This is a genomic window from Bacteroides sp. 3_1_23, assembly GCF_000162555.1.
In the GTDB taxonomy this organism is placed as follows: domain Bacteria; phylum Bacteroidota; class Bacteroidia; order Bacteroidales; family Bacteroidaceae; genus Bacteroides; species Bacteroides ovatus.
The window spans coordinates 1133938-1150573 of sequence record NZ_GG774949.1 but is presented as its reverse complement, the minus strand read 5'-3'; the positions used below and the strand labels follow the sequence as shown (position 1 = coordinate 1150573).

General features: G+C 45.5%; 16 protein-coding genes. 9 read left to right on the top strand and 7 right to left on the bottom strand.

Features of this window, described 5'->3' with window-relative positions; all coding sequences use genetic code 11:
* From HMPREF9010_RS19930 to HMPREF9010_RS19950, 5 genes are read left to right on the top strand one after another with little or no spacing between them, the layout of a single operon-like run.
* Window positions 1-2223, top strand: coding sequence for a GumC family protein (locus HMPREF9010_RS19930; protein WP_004326955.1), 2223 nt, complete (start codon window positions 1-3; stop codon window positions 2221-2223).
* Window positions 2213-3541, top strand: coding sequence for an O-antigen ligase family protein (locus tag HMPREF9010_RS19935; RefSeq protein WP_008647272.1), 1329 nt, complete (start codon window positions 2213-2215; stop codon window positions 3539-3541). Before HMPREF9010_RS19930 ends, HMPREF9010_RS19935 begins: the two co-directional genes overlap by 11 nt.
* Entirely contained in the window at window positions 3538-4464 is a 927-nt protein-coding gene (locus tag HMPREF9010_RS19940; protein WP_008647266.1) for a glycosyltransferase family 2 protein, read from the top strand. The genes HMPREF9010_RS19935 and HMPREF9010_RS19940 overlap by 4 nt, the downstream gene beginning before the upstream one ends.
* A 5-nt stretch (window positions 4465-4469) precedes the next feature.
* Window positions 4470-5663: a glycosyltransferase gene (locus HMPREF9010_RS19945; protein ID WP_008647264.1), complete on the top strand. Its 1194-nt coding sequence runs from the start codon at window positions 4470-4472 to the stop codon at window positions 5661-5663.
* A 26-nt stretch (window positions 5664-5689) separates the two neighbouring features.
* Window positions 5690-6808: a glycosyltransferase family 4 protein gene (locus HMPREF9010_RS19950; RefSeq protein WP_008647262.1), complete on the top strand. Its 1119-nt coding sequence runs from the start codon at window positions 5690-5692 to the stop codon at window positions 6806-6808.
* Window positions 6809-6911: 103 nt separating this feature from the next.
* Here the strand turns inward: HMPREF9010_RS19950 and HMPREF9010_RS19955 are convergent, their stop codons facing one another.
* The 4 genes from HMPREF9010_RS19955 to HMPREF9010_RS19970 all read right to left on the bottom strand — a co-directional run bounded on the left by HMPREF9010_RS19955 (window position 6912) and on the right by HMPREF9010_RS19970 (window position 10021).
* Complete coding sequence (locus HMPREF9010_RS19955; protein WP_008647260.1) at window positions 6912-7358, bottom strand: N-acetylmuramoyl-L-alanine amidase; 447 nt, start codon at window positions 7356-7358, stop codon at window positions 6912-6914.
* Between the two features lie 4 nt (window positions 7359-7362).
* The gene (locus HMPREF9010_RS19960) at window positions 7363-7668 is read right to left on the bottom strand and encodes a hypothetical protein (protein ID WP_008647257.1); all 306 of its coding nucleotides are present in this window, start codon (window positions 7666-7668) and stop codon (window positions 7363-7365) included.
* 56 nt (window positions 7669-7724) lie between these two features.
* Window positions 7725-8267, bottom strand: coding sequence for an HU family DNA-binding protein (locus tag HMPREF9010_RS19965; RefSeq protein WP_008647256.1), 543 nt, complete (start codon window positions 8265-8267; stop codon window positions 7725-7727).
* 194 nt (window positions 8268-8461) lie between these two features.
* The gene (locus tag HMPREF9010_RS19970; RefSeq protein WP_008647255.1) at window positions 8462-10021 is read right to left on the bottom strand and encodes an ATP-binding protein; all 1560 of its coding nucleotides are present in this window, start codon (window positions 10019-10021) and stop codon (window positions 8462-8464) included.
* A gap of 180 nt (window positions 10022-10201) precedes the next feature.
* On the opposite strand from HMPREF9010_RS19970, the gene HMPREF9010_RS19975 reads away from it, so the two are divergent.
* Window positions 10202-10459: a DUF4248 domain-containing protein gene (locus HMPREF9010_RS19975; protein ID WP_004300371.1), complete on the top strand. Its 258-nt coding sequence runs from the start codon at window positions 10202-10204 to the stop codon at window positions 10457-10459.
* A 132-nt stretch (window positions 10460-10591) separates the two neighbouring features.
* On the opposite strand, the gene HMPREF9010_RS19980 is transcribed toward HMPREF9010_RS19975, so the two are convergent.
* From HMPREF9010_RS19980 to HMPREF9010_RS19985, 3 genes are read right to left on the bottom strand one after another with little or no spacing between them, the layout of a single operon-like run.
* Entirely contained in the window at window positions 10592-12385 is a 1794-nt protein-coding gene (locus tag HMPREF9010_RS19980; protein ID WP_032852458.1) for a bifunctional DNA primase/helicase, read from the bottom strand.
* 16 nt (window positions 12386-12401) lie between these two features.
* The gene (locus tag HMPREF9010_RS26285; RefSeq protein WP_008647253.1) at window positions 12402-12557 is read right to left on the bottom strand and encodes a hypothetical protein; all 156 of its coding nucleotides are present in this window, start codon (window positions 12555-12557) and stop codon (window positions 12402-12404) included.
* The gene (locus HMPREF9010_RS19985) at window positions 12545-13513 is read right to left on the bottom strand and encodes a Lin1244/Lin1753 domain-containing protein (protein ID WP_032852598.1); all 969 of its coding nucleotides are present in this window, start codon (window positions 13511-13513) and stop codon (window positions 12545-12547) included. The genes HMPREF9010_RS26285 and HMPREF9010_RS19985 overlap by 13 nt, the downstream gene beginning before the upstream one ends.
* Window positions 13514-13661: 148 nt before the next feature.
* Here HMPREF9010_RS19985 and HMPREF9010_RS19990 point away from each other — a divergent pair, with 148 nt between their 5' ends.
* From HMPREF9010_RS19990 to HMPREF9010_RS20000, 3 genes are all read left to right on the top strand, one after another.
* Window positions 13662-14000 carry a hypothetical protein gene (locus HMPREF9010_RS19990; protein WP_004306338.1) on the top strand — a complete coding sequence of 113 codons (339 nt, stop codon included), beginning with the start codon at window positions 13662-13664 and terminating at the stop codon, window positions 13998-14000.
* 74 nt (window positions 14001-14074) lie between these two features.
* Entirely contained in the window at window positions 14075-15187 is a 1113-nt protein-coding gene (locus tag HMPREF9010_RS19995) for a hypothetical protein (RefSeq protein WP_008647240.1), read from the top strand.
* Window positions 15180-16634, top strand: a complete 1455-nt coding sequence (locus tag HMPREF9010_RS20000; protein WP_008647239.1) for a lipopolysaccharide biosynthesis protein — start codon at window positions 15180-15182, stop codon at window positions 16632-16634. Before HMPREF9010_RS19995 ends, HMPREF9010_RS20000 begins: the two co-directional genes overlap by 8 nt.
* The last annotated feature ends 2 nt before the right edge of the window (window positions 16635-16636 follow it).

The following is a 16636-nucleotide window of genomic DNA, read 5'->3' as shown; positions in this document are numbered from 1 at the left end:
ATGAACTTCATCATTTCTATCATACGGACCCTCTTTCGCCACCGTTGGCTAATACTGGTAGGGACCGCTATCTTCACGTTACTCGTCTTCTACTATACGCGTCACATGCAAGGTGGATACGACGTGAAAGCAACACTTTATACCGGAGTAGCCTCGGGATACAACTTGGAAAGCGATAAACGCACAGACTGGGCGACAGTACAAAATTCGATGGACAACCTGATAAGTATCATGCAAGCCGAGAGCACCCTGAAAAGAGTATTCCTGCGATTATTTGCCCGTGTACTTATCCAGGGAAATCCGGACAATGACAATGACGGAGTCACCCCATCCAGCTACAATTACACCTATAACCACTTAAAAAACAGTCCGCATGGACCGGAAATATTAAAGCTGATCGACAAATCGAGCGAAGATAAAACAGTTGCCAATCTGGAAGCATATATGCGTCCGAAAAAAGGTAACTACATCTATGAAATGTTCTACTACAATCACCCTTTCTATAGCTACAACGCTTTGAAAAACATCAAAGTGCAACGCCGGCTCACGAGTGATTTGCTGGACATCAGCTATACTTCCGGCGATCCCGGCATAGCCTACAACACGGTAAGCATCCTGATGGACGAATTTGTGGAAGAATACCGCCGTATTCGCTACGGAGAAACAGACAAAGTCATCAAATACTTTGAGGAAGAGTTGAAACGCATCGGCAAAAAACTCAACTCGGAGGAAGACGACCTGACCAAGTACAACGTAGAAAAACGTATCATCAACTATCTGGACGAAACCAAAGAAATCGCGGCCATCAGTAAAGAATTCGAGCTGCGGGAACAAGATGCACTTTTTGCATACAACAGTACCAAGTCGATGCTCGAAGAACTGGAGAAGCACATGGACAGCAATGCCAAGCAAGTGCTCAAGAATATGGAATTTGTGGACAAATTAAGAGAAGCATCCAATATCACCAGCAAAATCTCGGAAGTGGAAGCAATGAGCGACTCCAAACAAAAAGATACCGGATCTCTGACAGGTGACAAAAAACGGTTGAGCGAACTTAAACAAGAATTAAATGATTTAACCACTTCCTACGTAAGTCATAAATACACCAAAGAAGGTGCCAGCCGGACCAATATCATCGACCAATGGCTGGAACAAACCCTGTTGTTTGAAAAAGCTAAGGCCGAACTACTAATTGTACAAAATGCCCGTCAGGAATTGAACGACCGTTATGTATTTTTTGCCCCTGTGGGTACCACCATCAAGCAAAAAGAACGTTCCATCAACTTTACGGAACGCAGTTACCTGACCGTGTTACAAAGCTACAACGAAGCCCTGTTAAGAAAGAAAAATCTGGAAATGACTTCTGCTACATTGAAAGTGCTCAATGAACCGACCTATCCGATTGCATCCAATTCAACCAACCGCAAGCAGATTGTCATTGCCGCCTGCATAGGTAGTTTTCTGATAATCATCGCTCTATTATTATTAATCGAGATTCTTGACAGAACGTTGCGTGATGCAAACCGAACCAAACGAGTGACCGGATTTAAGGTAATAGGAGCCGTTCCCAGCCCCTCCTCTTCCCGTTATGGCGGACTAGCCAAAACTTACGTCCAACTCTCCATCAAAGAATTGAGCAACTCCATACTCCGCTTCCTGACAAAGCGGAAATCCCCCGGAGTATTTATCATCAACCTGTTCAGTACCAGCGAAAACTCCGGTGAGGACATCGTTGGAAATCTGATCTGCGGATATATGCAAAGCCGAATGTTAAATACGAGATTCATCACGTATGGAGAAGATTTTAACACAGATTCTACTCAATACCTGCTTGCAAAAAACATTACCGATTTTTATACCCTGCAAGGAGAAGACATACTGATCGTTGCCTATCCGCCATTGTCGTCAAGCAATATCCCGACTGCACTGTTGCACGACGCTAATGTCAACATTTTGGTCAGCCCGGCAGACCGCGGATGGAAAACCATCGACAAACAACTTTGCGAACAGCTCACGACACAAATGGGTAAAACGGATGTTCCGTTCCGTGTGTGCCTGACCAACGCCAAGCGTGAGGCAGTGGAAGATTTCACCGGACAACTTCCGCCATATACCTTATTACGCAGAGTCAGCTATCGTTTCAGCCAATTGTCACTTACAGAAAAAATCATATTCAATCTAAGTAGAAAAGCGAAAGAGACTGAAGAAGACGATGACGAATAATAAGATAGTGACTTTCCATATCCTGTTTGCTTTACAATTTGTGTTGGTTGCAGCAGGTATGTTAGTAAATATCAAGATAGGGTTATTCTCTATGATAATTATCTTGTTATTTACTACTATCTGTTTGATACAACTTAACAATGATGAACAAACCAACAGGAAAGCAGGTCAAAACATCATGACCTATATGTTCACAATCTGGTTGTGCTTCTATCTTCTCGAAATTCTTAATCCCAACAACGTGCTGGCAGCATGGAACATCAACCTTACACCTTATGCGCTGATACCTTTAATATGCGCCTTTGTTGTTCCGCTCGTTGTCCGCACAAAAAAAGACATCGAGCTGCTATTAATCATCTGGTCGGTATTCGTCCTCGTCTTTACGATAAAAGGTTACTGGCAAAAAAACTATGGTTTCAGCTCCAAAGACCTCTATTTCCTGCACGTGCTGGGTGGATGGCGTACACATATCATCTGGTCGGGTATCCGCTATTTTTCCTGCTTCTCCGACGCAGCAAACTACGGAGTACATGCCGCCATGTCCGCTGTAGTCTTTGCCATCTCCGCCTTCTTTGTGGAGTCCAAATGGCTACGCATTTACTTCCTCTGCATCGCCGTCGAGGGACTTTACGGAATGGGTATTTCGGGAACCCGTGCAGCTATGGGAGTCATCATGGGAGGAATGTTGATGATAACCGTCATTGCCAAAAATTGGAAAGCGTTATTGGCAGGTATATTCATATCCATCAGCGTTTTCGTGTTCTTCAGTTATACCAATATCGGAAGCGGGAACCAATATATCCACAAGATGCGCTCCTCTTTCCATCCGTCCGAAGACGCTTCCTACCAGGTGCGTGTCGAAAACCGGCAAAGAATGAAAGAGTTGATGGCAAAGAAACCGTTAGGCTACGGCATTGGGCTTTCTAAAGCCGGTAACTTCGATTCACGAGAGCAGATGCCCTACCCTCCCGACTCCTGGCTAGTCAGCGTATGGGTGGAAACGGGAATTGTGGGACTGATACTCTACCTTTCCATACACGGTATTCTCTTTGCCTGGTGCTCCTGGATACTCATGTTTAAAGTACGCAACAAAGGCCTGCGTGGACTTATCGCGGCATGGCTCTGTATGGATGCCGGATTTTTTATCGCCACTTATGTCAACGACATTATGCAGTATCCCAACCAGTTGCCCGTATACATAGGCTTTGCACTCTGTTTTGCAGCTCCACATATCGACAAGCGCATCAGTGAAAAAAAGAAGAAAGCGAAAGAAAAAGAACGGCAGCTATCTAATAACGAAATCAACGAACAAGAATGACAAACAATAGTCCCGACATATCATTTATTACCATCTGTTACAACGGGTTCAAAGACACCTGTGAACTGATAGAATCACTGCACAAAAAGCTGAAGTCTGTGAGCTATGAAATCATAGTGGTAGACAATGCTTCACGCGAAGATGAAGCAGCCAAAATACACGAATTATACCCAACGGTTATCAGCATCCGCAGCAATGAGAACGGAGGTTTTTCCGGTGGCAACAACATTGGCATCCGTGCAGCAAAAGGCAAATACATTTTCCTTATCAATAACGATACATATATCGAATCCGATGAAATCGCCTACTTGGTGGAACGATTGGAAAGTCGTCCGGAAATCGGAGGCGTGTCTCCTAAAATACGTTTCGCCTTTCCGCCGCAACACATACAGTTTGCAGGATTTACCCCGCTGACAAAGATAACATTGCGCAACAATATGCTGGGTTTCGACTGTCCCGATGACGGAAGTTACGATACCCCCCATCCTACCCCCTATCTACACGGGGCAGCCATGATTATCAAACGCGAAGTGATCGAAAAAATCGGAATGATGCCGGAAATCTTCTTCCTTTATTACGAAGAACTCGACTGGAGCACAAGTATGACCCGTGCCGGCTACGAGCTATGGTATGAGCCGCGTTGCACTGTTTTTCATAAAGAAAGCCAAAGCACCGGTCAACTAAGCAAACTACGCACCTATTTCCTGACACGAAATCGCCTGCTCTATGCCCGCCGTAATATGAAAGGCATGGAACGATTGATGTCCGTACTTTACCAGAGCACCATTGCAGCCGGCAAAAACAGTCTGTCATTCGCTTTCAAAGGCCGTTTCGACCTGTTTTGTGCCACCTATTATGGAGTCTGCACAGGGCTATTCATGTCTTCATCAGATACTAACAATAGCACACTTAAAAAACTCTAGATACTATGAACATTATTGACTGGATTCTCTACATTCCCCTGGTATTTTGCGTATGCTACCTATTGCTATACGCTATTGCCTCCAAGTTTTACCGGGCTCCCCAATACCCCGAAGCACGTACGCTCCGACGCATCGTCGTGCTCTTTCCCGCCTACAAGGAAGACCGCGTGATTGTTGCTTCCATACAGAGCTTTCTTGAACAGGATTATCCGAAAGAACTCTATGAGATCATAGTCATTTCCGATCAGATGCGACCGGAAACAAACGACGCTCTGGCAGCCCTTCCCATCCGCCTGTTGATGGCGAATTACAAGGAAAGTTCGAAAGCCAAAGCACTGGCAATGGCCATGGATTCCATTGATACAAATGCATACGACATTGTAGTCATCATGGATGCCGACAACATGACCACGCCCGATTTCCTGTCTACCATCAACCGTGTTTTTGACAGCGGCATAAAATCCGTACAGGCGCACCGGACAGGAAAGAATCTGAACACAGACATTTCCGTACTCGACAGCGCCAGCGAAGAAATAAACAATGGATTCTTCCGCAGCGGACACAACGCAGTAGGACTTTCTGCCGGGCTATCCGGTTCGGGAATGGCATTCGAAGCAGAATGGTTTCATCAGAACGTGAAATATCTCCAGACAGCAGGTGAAGACAAAGAATTGGAAGCCATGCTCCTGCAACAGCGCATCTATACCGTTTATCTGCCCGACCTGCTTGTGTTCGACGAGAAAACGCAAAAGAAAGAGGCCATCAGCAACCAGCGCAAACGCTGGATAGCTGCACAATTCGGTGCACTCCGTGCTTCGCTGCCTCACCTACCCAAAGCATTTTTGCAAGGAAATTTCGATTACTGCGACAAGATATGCCAATGGATGCTTCCGCCACGATTGATTCAGTTGGCAGGAGTATTCGGCTTGACCTTTGTCTTTACCGTTATCGGCCTTATATTGAGCCTATGCAATGGCAGCAACGAATGGATGATAGCCATCAAATGGTGGATATTGTCGGCTGCACAAGTAGCGGCCATGACGCTACCCGTACCGGGCGGCAGACTATTTAGCAAACAGGTAGGGAAAGCAATCACCAAAATGCCTATGCTGGCTGTTACTATGATTGGTAACTTATTTAAATTGAAAGGAGCCAATAAAAAGTTTATCCATACGGAGCATGGTGAACACCATAAATAAAAATCAAACATAACAAGAAAATAACAATGAAAATCGCTATTGAAGCCCAACGAATTTTCCGCACTAATAAACACGGAATGGATTTCGTTGCTCTTGAAACTATCCGGGAATTGCAAAAAATAGACCATGAGAACGAATATTTCATTTTCGTTGCTCCTGGTGAAGACAGATGCTTGGAAGAATCGGAAAATGTGCATATTATCGAACTAAAATGCCCCACTTACCCCCTTTGGGAACAAGTGGCTCTTCCACGCGCAGTAAAAAAAATCATGCCCGATTTATTGCACTGCACAAGCAATACTGCCCCATTGCAATGTCCCGTACCATTAATACTAACACTACACGACATTATTTATTTAGAAAAGCGTCATTCTTCCAGCTTCACCTGGTATCAGGAAATGGGATGGTTTTATCGACGAATGGTAGTACCACGCGTATTGGCCAACTGTGAGAAAATTATCACCGTCTCGCAGTTTGAGCGTGAACGAATCCTTGACGTGTTGCATCTGCCGGAAGAACAATTAGTAGCCGTGTACAACGGTTTCAACAGTCATTTCCATATACAACCCAAAGCTCCGGAAATTACCCGAAAATATATTGATGCAGACAATTATCTATTTTTTCTGGGAAACACCGACCCAAAGAAGAACACTCCCAGAGTGCTGAAAGCATATAGCGACTATCTGAAACAATCCACCCAAAAGTTGCCATTGCTCATTGCCGACCTCAAAGGAGATGTTATCGACCAGATATTGGAAGAAGAAAATATTAGAGAAATCAAGAGTTATATCCACGCTCCGGGATACATTGCGAATACTGATCTTGCGGCACTCTATTGCGGTGCATTCGCATTCCTTTATCCATCGCTTCGCGAGAGTTTCGGCATCCCGATGCTGGAGGCAATGGCTTGCGGAACGCCCATCATTGCGGGAAACACATCAGCCATGCCCGAAATTGCAGGCGAGGGGGCTTTACTGGCAGATCCGTTCAACTCCAATGATATTACTGAAAAAATACTGCAACTGGAAAACGACCAGACACTCTATCAGCAACAAGTGGAATATGGCATACAACGCAGCCAGTTGTTTTCATGGCGGAATACGGCAGAATCGCTGCTGAAAATATACAAAGAACTTGCCAAGTAAAATACCAAAAAGCAATAACTAAATCAAAAAGAGAATGTGTCAAAACTACCCTTTTTAACGAAATCACCTTCGCCACAGATAGTTGTAGCGAAGGTGATTTTATCTAACCATTCCACTCGGCTTTCACCTCGAAACACGGACATGCCTTAATCCATTCTTCGGACTCAATCTCTCCGTTTCCATTCAGATCGGGGCTCAAATCCCGATGTCCGCACACCCGGCAGCCGGGATAATCGCGTAAGAGCGTAAGAATCAGTACGTGCATTGAATGAACTTGCCATTCGGTACGGGTATCGGCGGGATGACCATGGCAGTCAAGTCCACCCTCATAACAGATGCCAATACTGTTCTGGTTGTGTCCTTTTGCGTGCGCACCGATTCGTTCAATCTCACGGGTGGTCTTTATATCTCCATTTTTACGGATATAAAAATGATAACCCGTCCCGTTGAAACCACGCCGACGGTGGCACACTTCCAAATCATCTTCCGTAAAATCCCTGTCCGCCCTTGTGGCGGAACAGTGGATCACAATCAAATTGATGGTTCGCATAAATTCATCCCTCCGTTTCAGCGACCATCTGTACTCGTTGCACACATTCCTTGCTGCTACACTGCAGAGCCGCAGCCTGCGTCAACTGTCCTCTCAACGAGAAAATCTCCGCGTGCATCTCTTTCACTTTCGAGCTAAGGTCGAAATAATCCTTCAATACTTTCTCCAACTGCTGCATCAGAAAAGTATACTGGTCTTTCACTAGTTCGCTGAACTCTTTCACTTCTTGCGCCATAATCTGGCGCTTCTTGCGGCTACTGCCCAGAAAAGGCAGAATCGTCATGATGATTTCGATAATTTTATCTAACATTTTAATAGATTGAGATGATAAATTAATAAATTGAGAACAGAGTCAATCAAAGCGGTTTATGCTGCCGGATCCGGAGCTTCTCCTCCACCGCTACCACCACCGGGTTCTCCCCCATCGCCTTTACCATCATCATCGGAGCCGTCACTACCGTTTCCTCCGGCAGCGGACTTCTTCTCCGTATACAATTCGAACATCATGTTATTATCCCCGCCACGAGTAGTTGCCGTGCTGTCATTGGCAAGACGCAATGAGTTGTCGACTTTGAAACGGAGATTGATGCGAGTGATATTTTTCACCGTACAATCCTTTTCCTGTTCCACACCCGGACAGGTCAGTGTGGTATAAAAAATACCCAGTCCATCCACTTTCACCTTATTCCCTGCCACAAGCACTTTTTTCATCGCACGGACAAAGGATTTCATCACATGCGACACGTCTTCCACCGAAAGCGACCCGATAGACTCGATTTCCTGTGCCAGTGAATCGATTGAATAGATTTTCGACTCCCCAGCCTTGGGCTTGAGAAGATACATCATCGGTGATTTATCATCACCGAGCCGTTTTCTGCGCTTGTAGCGCACAACTGTAACTGTTGCCATATTTAAAAATTGTTTCTACGAAAAGAAGTACATTCTCCCTTTCTGTTGGTGAAACAAAGATACGACAACACGTTGACGACTTGCCGGATTGCACCGGACTACACCGGATTATGCCGGATTAAAACGGATTACACCGAATTATACAAATTATACCGGAATATGTGGAAATATGTAGGAATATGTAAGATCATTCCCTAGTTTTCAATGACCCATTCTCCAATAGTTCGCGTACTACTGTCGAAATTAACTCCCACTTTAACGACTTTCCGATGATCTGCCTGATAAGGAATCGCATACTGCTTGCTATTGATCTGCGCCAACGCTTCTTCAGGAGTACCGTCTACTTTGAATTCGAATACATAGATAGCCTCCTGCATCTTTATCACAACATCAGCCCTGCCAACAGCGCTCTTCACTTCTACATCCACATATTGCCCCATCAGCCGGAACAGGAGGTAGAAGATGGTCTGATAGTGTTTCTCCTCCTTATTATTCATATCATTGGGGATAGAGGCGAAAAATGATTTGATCCGCTCCATACATTGATCCAGATTGCCGACCCGTAAGTCTTTGATAAACGATACTACATAAAATGTATTCTCGCGAGCAGGCAAATGCACATAAGCCGGCATTAATGATTCGATAAAGCCTTTCCGAACTTCTTTGTTAGGATAAGCCAATGTATAGATCTGAAAATCCCGGTCATACTCTTTGATAGTGAGATAACCGCTTTGGTAAAGTACCGGAAGCGGGTCTGTAATGACATTGGTAGGTGCATCAAACTGCTCGGCAGTAGCCGAAACGCCATCCAGTTGACGAATATCGAAATCGCTTTGCTGCAAGATGTCTATCAGGAAAGTGGGAGTGCCGGTAGAGAACCAGAAATTCTCATAACTTTTCTGCGCAAATGCATTAAACAAGCTAAACGGATTGTACACATCCTCACATTTCTTACTGAAATGATACCCATCATACTGTTGCTTCAGATGCATACACGCTTCATCATACGTTTCACCGTTCGCCTCGGCCATCCTTCTTATATCTTCTTCCAACTGTGTACGCAATTCATTTTCCGTTATACCGCAAATGGCACTATAAGCATCTTGCATACTTATGTTCTGAAGATTGTTCAATTCACTAAAGATGCTCATCTGACTAAATTTACTGATACCGGTTAGAAAAAGAAAACGAAGATATTCTCCCTGCGCTTTCAACGGACTGAAAAAGTCGCGCATGATGCCACGTATTTCAGCTTGCAACTCCTCATTGTTGTTGCTATCCAACATAGGAGAATCATATTCGTCTACAAGTAACACAACCTGACGCCCGCTCTGCTCGTAAGCACGTTTGATAATACCTTTCAGACGGAGACTGAAAGTGTCTTCGCTCGTGTCGCATCCGTAAATTCGTTCCCATTCCACCAAGCGATTGTTGATAGCGGAGCGCAGCATCCCCGCATTCATATACTTACTGATACTGAAATCAATATGCAACACGGGATAAACCGTCCAGTCTTTCTCCAACTGTTCCATCATCAGACCCTTGAACAGGTCTTTTTTACCAGAGAAATAGGCTTCAAGAGTGGAAACTAATAGACTCTTTCCAAAGCGTCGGGGACGGCTAAGAAAACAAGTCTTAGCCGAATTAGCCAAACGATAAATCAACTCTGTCTTATCAATATACACACAATTATTATTGCGTAAATCTTCGAAACTCTGTATCCCTATCGGATAACGCCTGAATATTCCTTCCATCCTTTTTCTATGCTTTTAACGTGAAACGTAAACAAAGATACGATAAATTTCAAGAATCGGTATTCTATTAGTATCAATTCTTTTATGAATACGCTCGAACATCTGCTCTCAAAATTTGCCTATCCCACTAAAAATGAGTAACTTTACTTCAAATATAACAATCTAAAGGCACAACTATAAATGAAAACAAAAAACAAGATTCTCCCCGAACAAGAAGAAGAAAAAACATTCCAATACCGCACCTATGGGAAAGGCGAACTTGCCTTGTTGTACCTCCCCAATATCCTGCAACAAAGCGCAGTAGACCGATTCAACGAATGGATTGAAGCTGCACCCGGACTAAAAGAACGGCTCCTGGCCACCGGCATGAATCCACGCGCCAGATACTACACTCCCGCACAAGTAAGGCTCATCATCGAAGTGCTACAAGAACCCTAATTAAAGTATCAAGTATTAGGTATTAGGTATCAAGTATTAACCGTGGTAAACGCATCACAACAACGGATAACATCATAATGCTTAACATCATAATACTTAACATCTAATACTTAATACTTGATACCTAATACCCTAAAACAGTTCTTTTTCAGGTAGCCAGCAGGAGTTGTCGAACATCGTATTTCGGACACGCTGGTCAGCGGAGAGAGAAGGGTCATGAGATTCTTCACAGGGCAGGTATCGTCCGCTTACGGGATCGTAGACAAAGGATGCCATTCCACCGACACCAAGATGCTTGAATTTCACCTTGTCCACATATACACGGGTGACACCAACCTCCTTGTCACGTTCCACAATGATACCATAATCCGCTTTGTTATAGAAATCGGCAGAGCCGTTGATGTCGTACATTTCCACACGAGGGGTAATGCCCGTGACAGGATTACGGTTCATTTTACGAGGATGGACTACGACCACGAGCAGGCAATTATGCTGCACGGCAAATTCTGTAAATTTATTCAACAGGTTGGAAATATATTGCGTTTCCGTCTGTCCCGGCTGCGGGTTATGGTCGAAACGGTTGAGCGGGTCGAAGACAATAATGCGGCAGCCGCGGCGGACAACAAGTTCATGAGCCTTGGCCAATACACGATCCGGAGAAACATTACCTTTCAGAGAGATATGAGAGACGTTTTCAGTCAGAAAATCTTCCGAGTTCGCAAGGAGTCCCTCCGTCATGCCACAGCCGTTTTGAAAACGGTGTCCGGTGAGTTTCTCAATCAGTTTGCGGAGATGATAGACGATAGGGGTATTTTCCGGGCTAAAGAACCCGATTTTCCATTGATGCCGCAGGCAGAGACGCAACACCAATTCGTCCACCCACTCGGATTTTCCTGCACCGGGAACTCCGGTGACGTAGACACTTCGCCCACGTTCATACGTGCAGATCTTATCCATCTCCTCCCATCCCGTTTCCGCTCCGGGACCGAAGCCGTTGTCGAAAAGAGCCCGCAGATCGTCATGCAAGTCGGTAGCGGTGAAGATACCTTCGAGCGGAACTTCTGCTGCCTGTTCGATGGCGATACGGAGACTGGCGATACCATATTTGCAGAGATGCTCGTTGGCATCTTTACACTCCGGACCGTAAGTCACCACCCGGCAGCGTTCAGCTCCCAGCCGGTTGATGAGTTCATTGCGCAACCGGATTCCGGCAGAATCGGCATCAACGGCAATGATGATTTCTTTCAGGTCCTCGAAGTGCGTCTCCATAAAACGGTCGAGCCAGGAGAGGTTCGAATTGGCTCCGGCCGGCACGGAGATGACACTTTGAAATCCGGCGGCGATGGAGGAAGCAGCATCCAGTTCGCCCTCGTGGATGATGCAGGAGGTCTGCCCCACAATGGAGTCGATGTTGTAGGGAATCAGTTCGGCACCCTGCACCATTTTGAAAAGTTTCGGGAGAGCGCGAAATTTGGTGTTTATCAGTTGCTCCCCTTCAAAATAGTTGAAACAGATGCAACGTTCCTTTTTGCCGGATTGCGGCATAAATTCTTCCTGTTCGGTGATACGCAGAGCGGCTATGACAGACTGCGGGATGCAACGCGTCTCCACCAGCCAACGCTCCGTGTCTTCGGAAAGCGTGGTTTTCGAGACATCGAACATCGGACGCTGAAAATGCTGCGGAATGGCTGCCGCACGACGCTTGCGGGCTGCCACACGTTCGGCATTCTTACGCTCTTCTACATCATCGGGAACATAAAAATCAGCGCCACAATGATAACAGTGACAGTGGCCCGTGTCGACGTTGACACGTAGCGAACGGTCGCGCTTATTCTTGCGGGTAGGAAGACATTTTTTACAAATCGTCTTGAGCACTCCACTCGATTTACCGTGGATGTCGACATCATAGTTGGCAAAATTTCTCATAATTTTTTCCTTTTTTCTAATTAAAAAATAGTTTAAAATAATCATTCACACGCAGAAGACTTACCTGCCGGACGAGTGTCTGCCACCTGCCGGACGAACTTCCGTTACCTGCCGGACGAACATCGGCCACCTGCCGGACGAAGCCAGTCATCTGCCGGATTAATGCGCCCATCTTTTCTTCACATCATCCCACACAGCCGATGCATCGGGACGTGGCGGCGCATCAGCCGGAATAAGATGTCCCAGATACGTTCGCCGCCCGTCGACGACGCTTTCAAAGCGGTTCACATCCTTGTCGACCGTATTCTCAAGCTCTTTCAGCAAGGTTTCCCTCAACGTGCGGCAAGTAACGGAACCGGCCGCGATATAATTTGAAAAATACCGTTTCACGTCCTCCGGGAAAAGCAGTCCGGCTCCTTTGTCATAAAGCCGGATATGTTTTTTGAAGATTTCCAAAATAAGTTTTTGATGGTCTACAAAAAGCTTTCCCAAACCGGAATGTTGCCCGGCCAATTCCATATATGACTGGAAAGTAGAAAGTTGGTCCACCAACTTTTCCCAAGGCAACACGGGTTGTAACGGACCATGATTGCCTTCATCCGCCAAACGGCTCACAAGAGACGGTGTTTCTATATCACTCCTATTATTGTTTACAACAGAAACACTTCCTTTACTCTCCTCTTCTTTACTCTCCTCTTCTCTCCTCTTCTGGTTTTCAGTGGGTTTTCTCCCTTTACTGACAGGCGTTTCAGCACTTTTTGCCACCTTTTTCGGACGCCCTCCTTTTTTACCGTTTTCGATGTCCATTTTCCGCTTCTCTTCCAAGCTTTTCATCACCCTATCCAAGTAAGAAGAACGAAACATCTGTCGTTCCTCATCCAGTTCGAAGAGATCGAATTCGCGAAGTACCCGCTCCACCGCAACTACATCCACATCATACCGCCGGGCCATGGCCTTCAGTAAAACCGGTTTGCACGACGCCTCATAAGCATCTTTAGTGCGCAGATGCAACAACAAGATCACGTAAATTCCGAGTGCTTCCGCGGCATTCATCTCCGACATCATACTGGCAATATTGTCGTCATTCAACAAATTTACCTCCAAATTGAAATACTGATCTTTCTTCATTTTCATTTATCATTTATTATTCCACATTTAATACTTCCGGGGCGCAAAGGTGCGAAATGTATTTTATTCCAGCTATCGCAAAAATGAGAGGGGGATTATATATTTTTTATCAGACCTTTGCCAAAAATTATCAATAATCCCAAACAATATGGACACAAAACGCAACCAAACGTTGGAAGAAATAGAAGAAAATAAAATAGTAAGCGAGCATTATCGGAACAGAATAATGCTGATAAAAGAGCTCCTGAAAACATCACGGCTAGCCACAGTAGACCTCTGCGTGCATATCAACATCAGTGAAGCCTCCTACTACCGTTACATAAATTTCACCAGCTATATGAAAGCAGACATTTTCATACATGCTTGTCTCTTCCTCAAGCAATATATCGAAAGCAACCACATTCCTTATACCCAAGAAGAAAAACGGCTTATAAAAACATTAGACCTGTTTCAGATTTCCTCAAATAGCAACTTAAACTGCAATTAAAACACAGAAAAGGAGAAACTTATCATAAGTTTTATTACATTTGCAATGTAATAAAAGTCTTTAAAACTTAAAAAATGATTGATAGCGAAACAGACAGCCCATCAATAAAAGCACTGATCGTTTTCAGAGAAAACGGAGAAACCGACAATCTATTTGTTCCTATCTTATGCGATGCTATCAGAATGGCTGGAATCGACGTAAGATGCTCCAAGAAAGATTTTTGGGAATCGGACACCACTTATGACATCATCCATTTCCAATGGCCGGAGGAGGTAGTGGGCTGGATATGCGAAGACCACGACGTCATCCGCCGTCTGAAAGAACGCATCGCTTTCTTCCGCTCACGGGGAGCCCATTTCGTATACACACGACATAATATCCGCCCGCATTACGCAAACGGAATCATCAGCCGGGCCTACGACATTATCGAATCGCAGAGTGATATCGTTGTACACATGGGACGGTTTAGCCGGGATGAATTTCTCACAAAATATCCTGACAGTCAGAATATTGTCATTCCTCATCACATTTACCAGTATACCTATAAAGAAGATATCAGCGTAGAGCGTGCACGTCAGTATCTCAACCTCTCGCAAGATGCATTCATCGTCACGGCTTTCGGAAAATTCCGCAACCGTGAAGAAATACGCATGGTGCTCGGAGCTTTCCGCGCCTGGGACGAGGAGCACAAGATGCTGCTGGCTCCGCGCCTCTACCCTTTCTCGAGACGCAACAGCTATGGCAGGAATTTCATCAAACGATGGATTTCAAAAGCCGGATACTATCTGCTCATGCCGCTGCTCAACCGTATGTATAAACTACAGGCGGGAGCCAACGACGAGCTGATAGACAACTGCGATCTGCCCTACTATATGGCTGCTTCAGACGTGATATTCATCCAGCGGAAAGATATACTGAATTCGGGTAATGTCCCCCTCGCCTTCCTCTACCACAAAGTCGTGGTGGGTCCCAAGGTGGGAAACATCGGCGAACTGCTTTCCGAAACCGGCAACCCTACTTTCGATCCCGACGACAAGAAAGACATCCTGCGAGCACTCGAAGAAGCCCGCCGACTTGCCGCATGGGGACAAGGGGAAGTGAATTACGCATACGGTATGGAAAACATGAGCATCCGCAAAGTGGGACAAGCATACGCGCAAACATATAAACAAGCAATCAATGGCTAATAACATTAAGAGTCAACTATTTTCGGGGGTATTTTACACAGCGCTGGCCAAATACAGTGGCGTCGTCATATCCCTTGTTGTGGCAGGAATTCTGGCCCGTCTGCTATCACCGGACGACTTCGGCATCGTAGCTGTTGCCACCGTCATCATCGCCTTCTTCAATCTTCTCACCGACATGGGAGTGTCTCCCGCCATCGTGCAGCACAAATCGCTGACTAAAGATGATTTGTCGGACATCTTCTCATTTACTATATGGACGGGCATCGGAATCAGCATTCTGTTTTTCGCTTCTTCGTGGATCATCGCCGATTACTACCAAAGTGACACCCTGCGCATCCTGTGCCAACTGCTGTCCGTCAACCTGTTCTTCGCCTCCGCCACCATTGTGCCGGGAGCCATGTTCTACCGGAACAAAGAATTTAAATTCATTGCTATCCGTAGCTTCGTCATTCAGATTTCGGCAGGTGCAGCCGCGGTAACCGCCGCCCTCTGCGGAGCAGGATTGTACGCATTGATTATCAATCCAATCGTATCCAGCGTACTGATCTTCGTAATTTCCTTTCAGCGTTACCCGCAACGGTTGCGTTTCACACTCGGACTGACGGTACTCCGGAAGATATTTTCCTATTCCGCCTATCAATTCCTGTTCAATGTCATCAACTATTTCAGCCGCAATCTGGACAAACTGCTGATTGGTAAATATATGAGTATGTCCGATCTGGGATATTACGAAAAATCGTATCGCTTGATGATGCTGCCCTTGCAGAATATCACGCAGGTAATCACTCCGGTAATGCACCCTATCTTCAGCGATTTCCAGAATGACAAGGGAAAACTGTTGAGTTCCTACGAACGCATCGTCCGTTTCCTCGCCTTTATCGGTCTGCCGCTTAGCGTGCTGCTTTTCTTCACGGCAGAGGAAGTGACGCTTATTATTTTCGGCGATCAATGGATGCCGTCCGTACCCGTGTTCCGGATACTGTCACTCTCCGTAGGGATTCAGATTATACTCTCTTCGTCCGGCTCCATCTTTCAGGCAGCAGGCGATACACGAAGTTTGTTTGTGTGCGGAGTGTTTTCGTCCGCGTTCAACGTGGCGGGAATTTTGCTCGGCATCTTCCATTTCGGAACCCTGACAGCAGTGGCCAGTTGCATTGTGGTGACATTCACCATCAACTTTATACAGTGTTATTGGCAGATGTACCGGGTGACCTTCCGGCAAAGTGCCTGGCCGTTCATCCGTCAGCTTATTTCTCCGTTGGTGATTAGCATTTTGATAGCATTAGCCCTCATTCCAATGCAATATGCACTGGAAGGGATGAATATTTTTGTGACAATTATTGCTAAAGGTATCGTTAGTTTTATTATCTTTGGCATTTATATACAGATGATGCATGAGTATGACATGATCGGTAAAGTGCGGTCGTTAAGAAAAAAAAGTCTATAGCT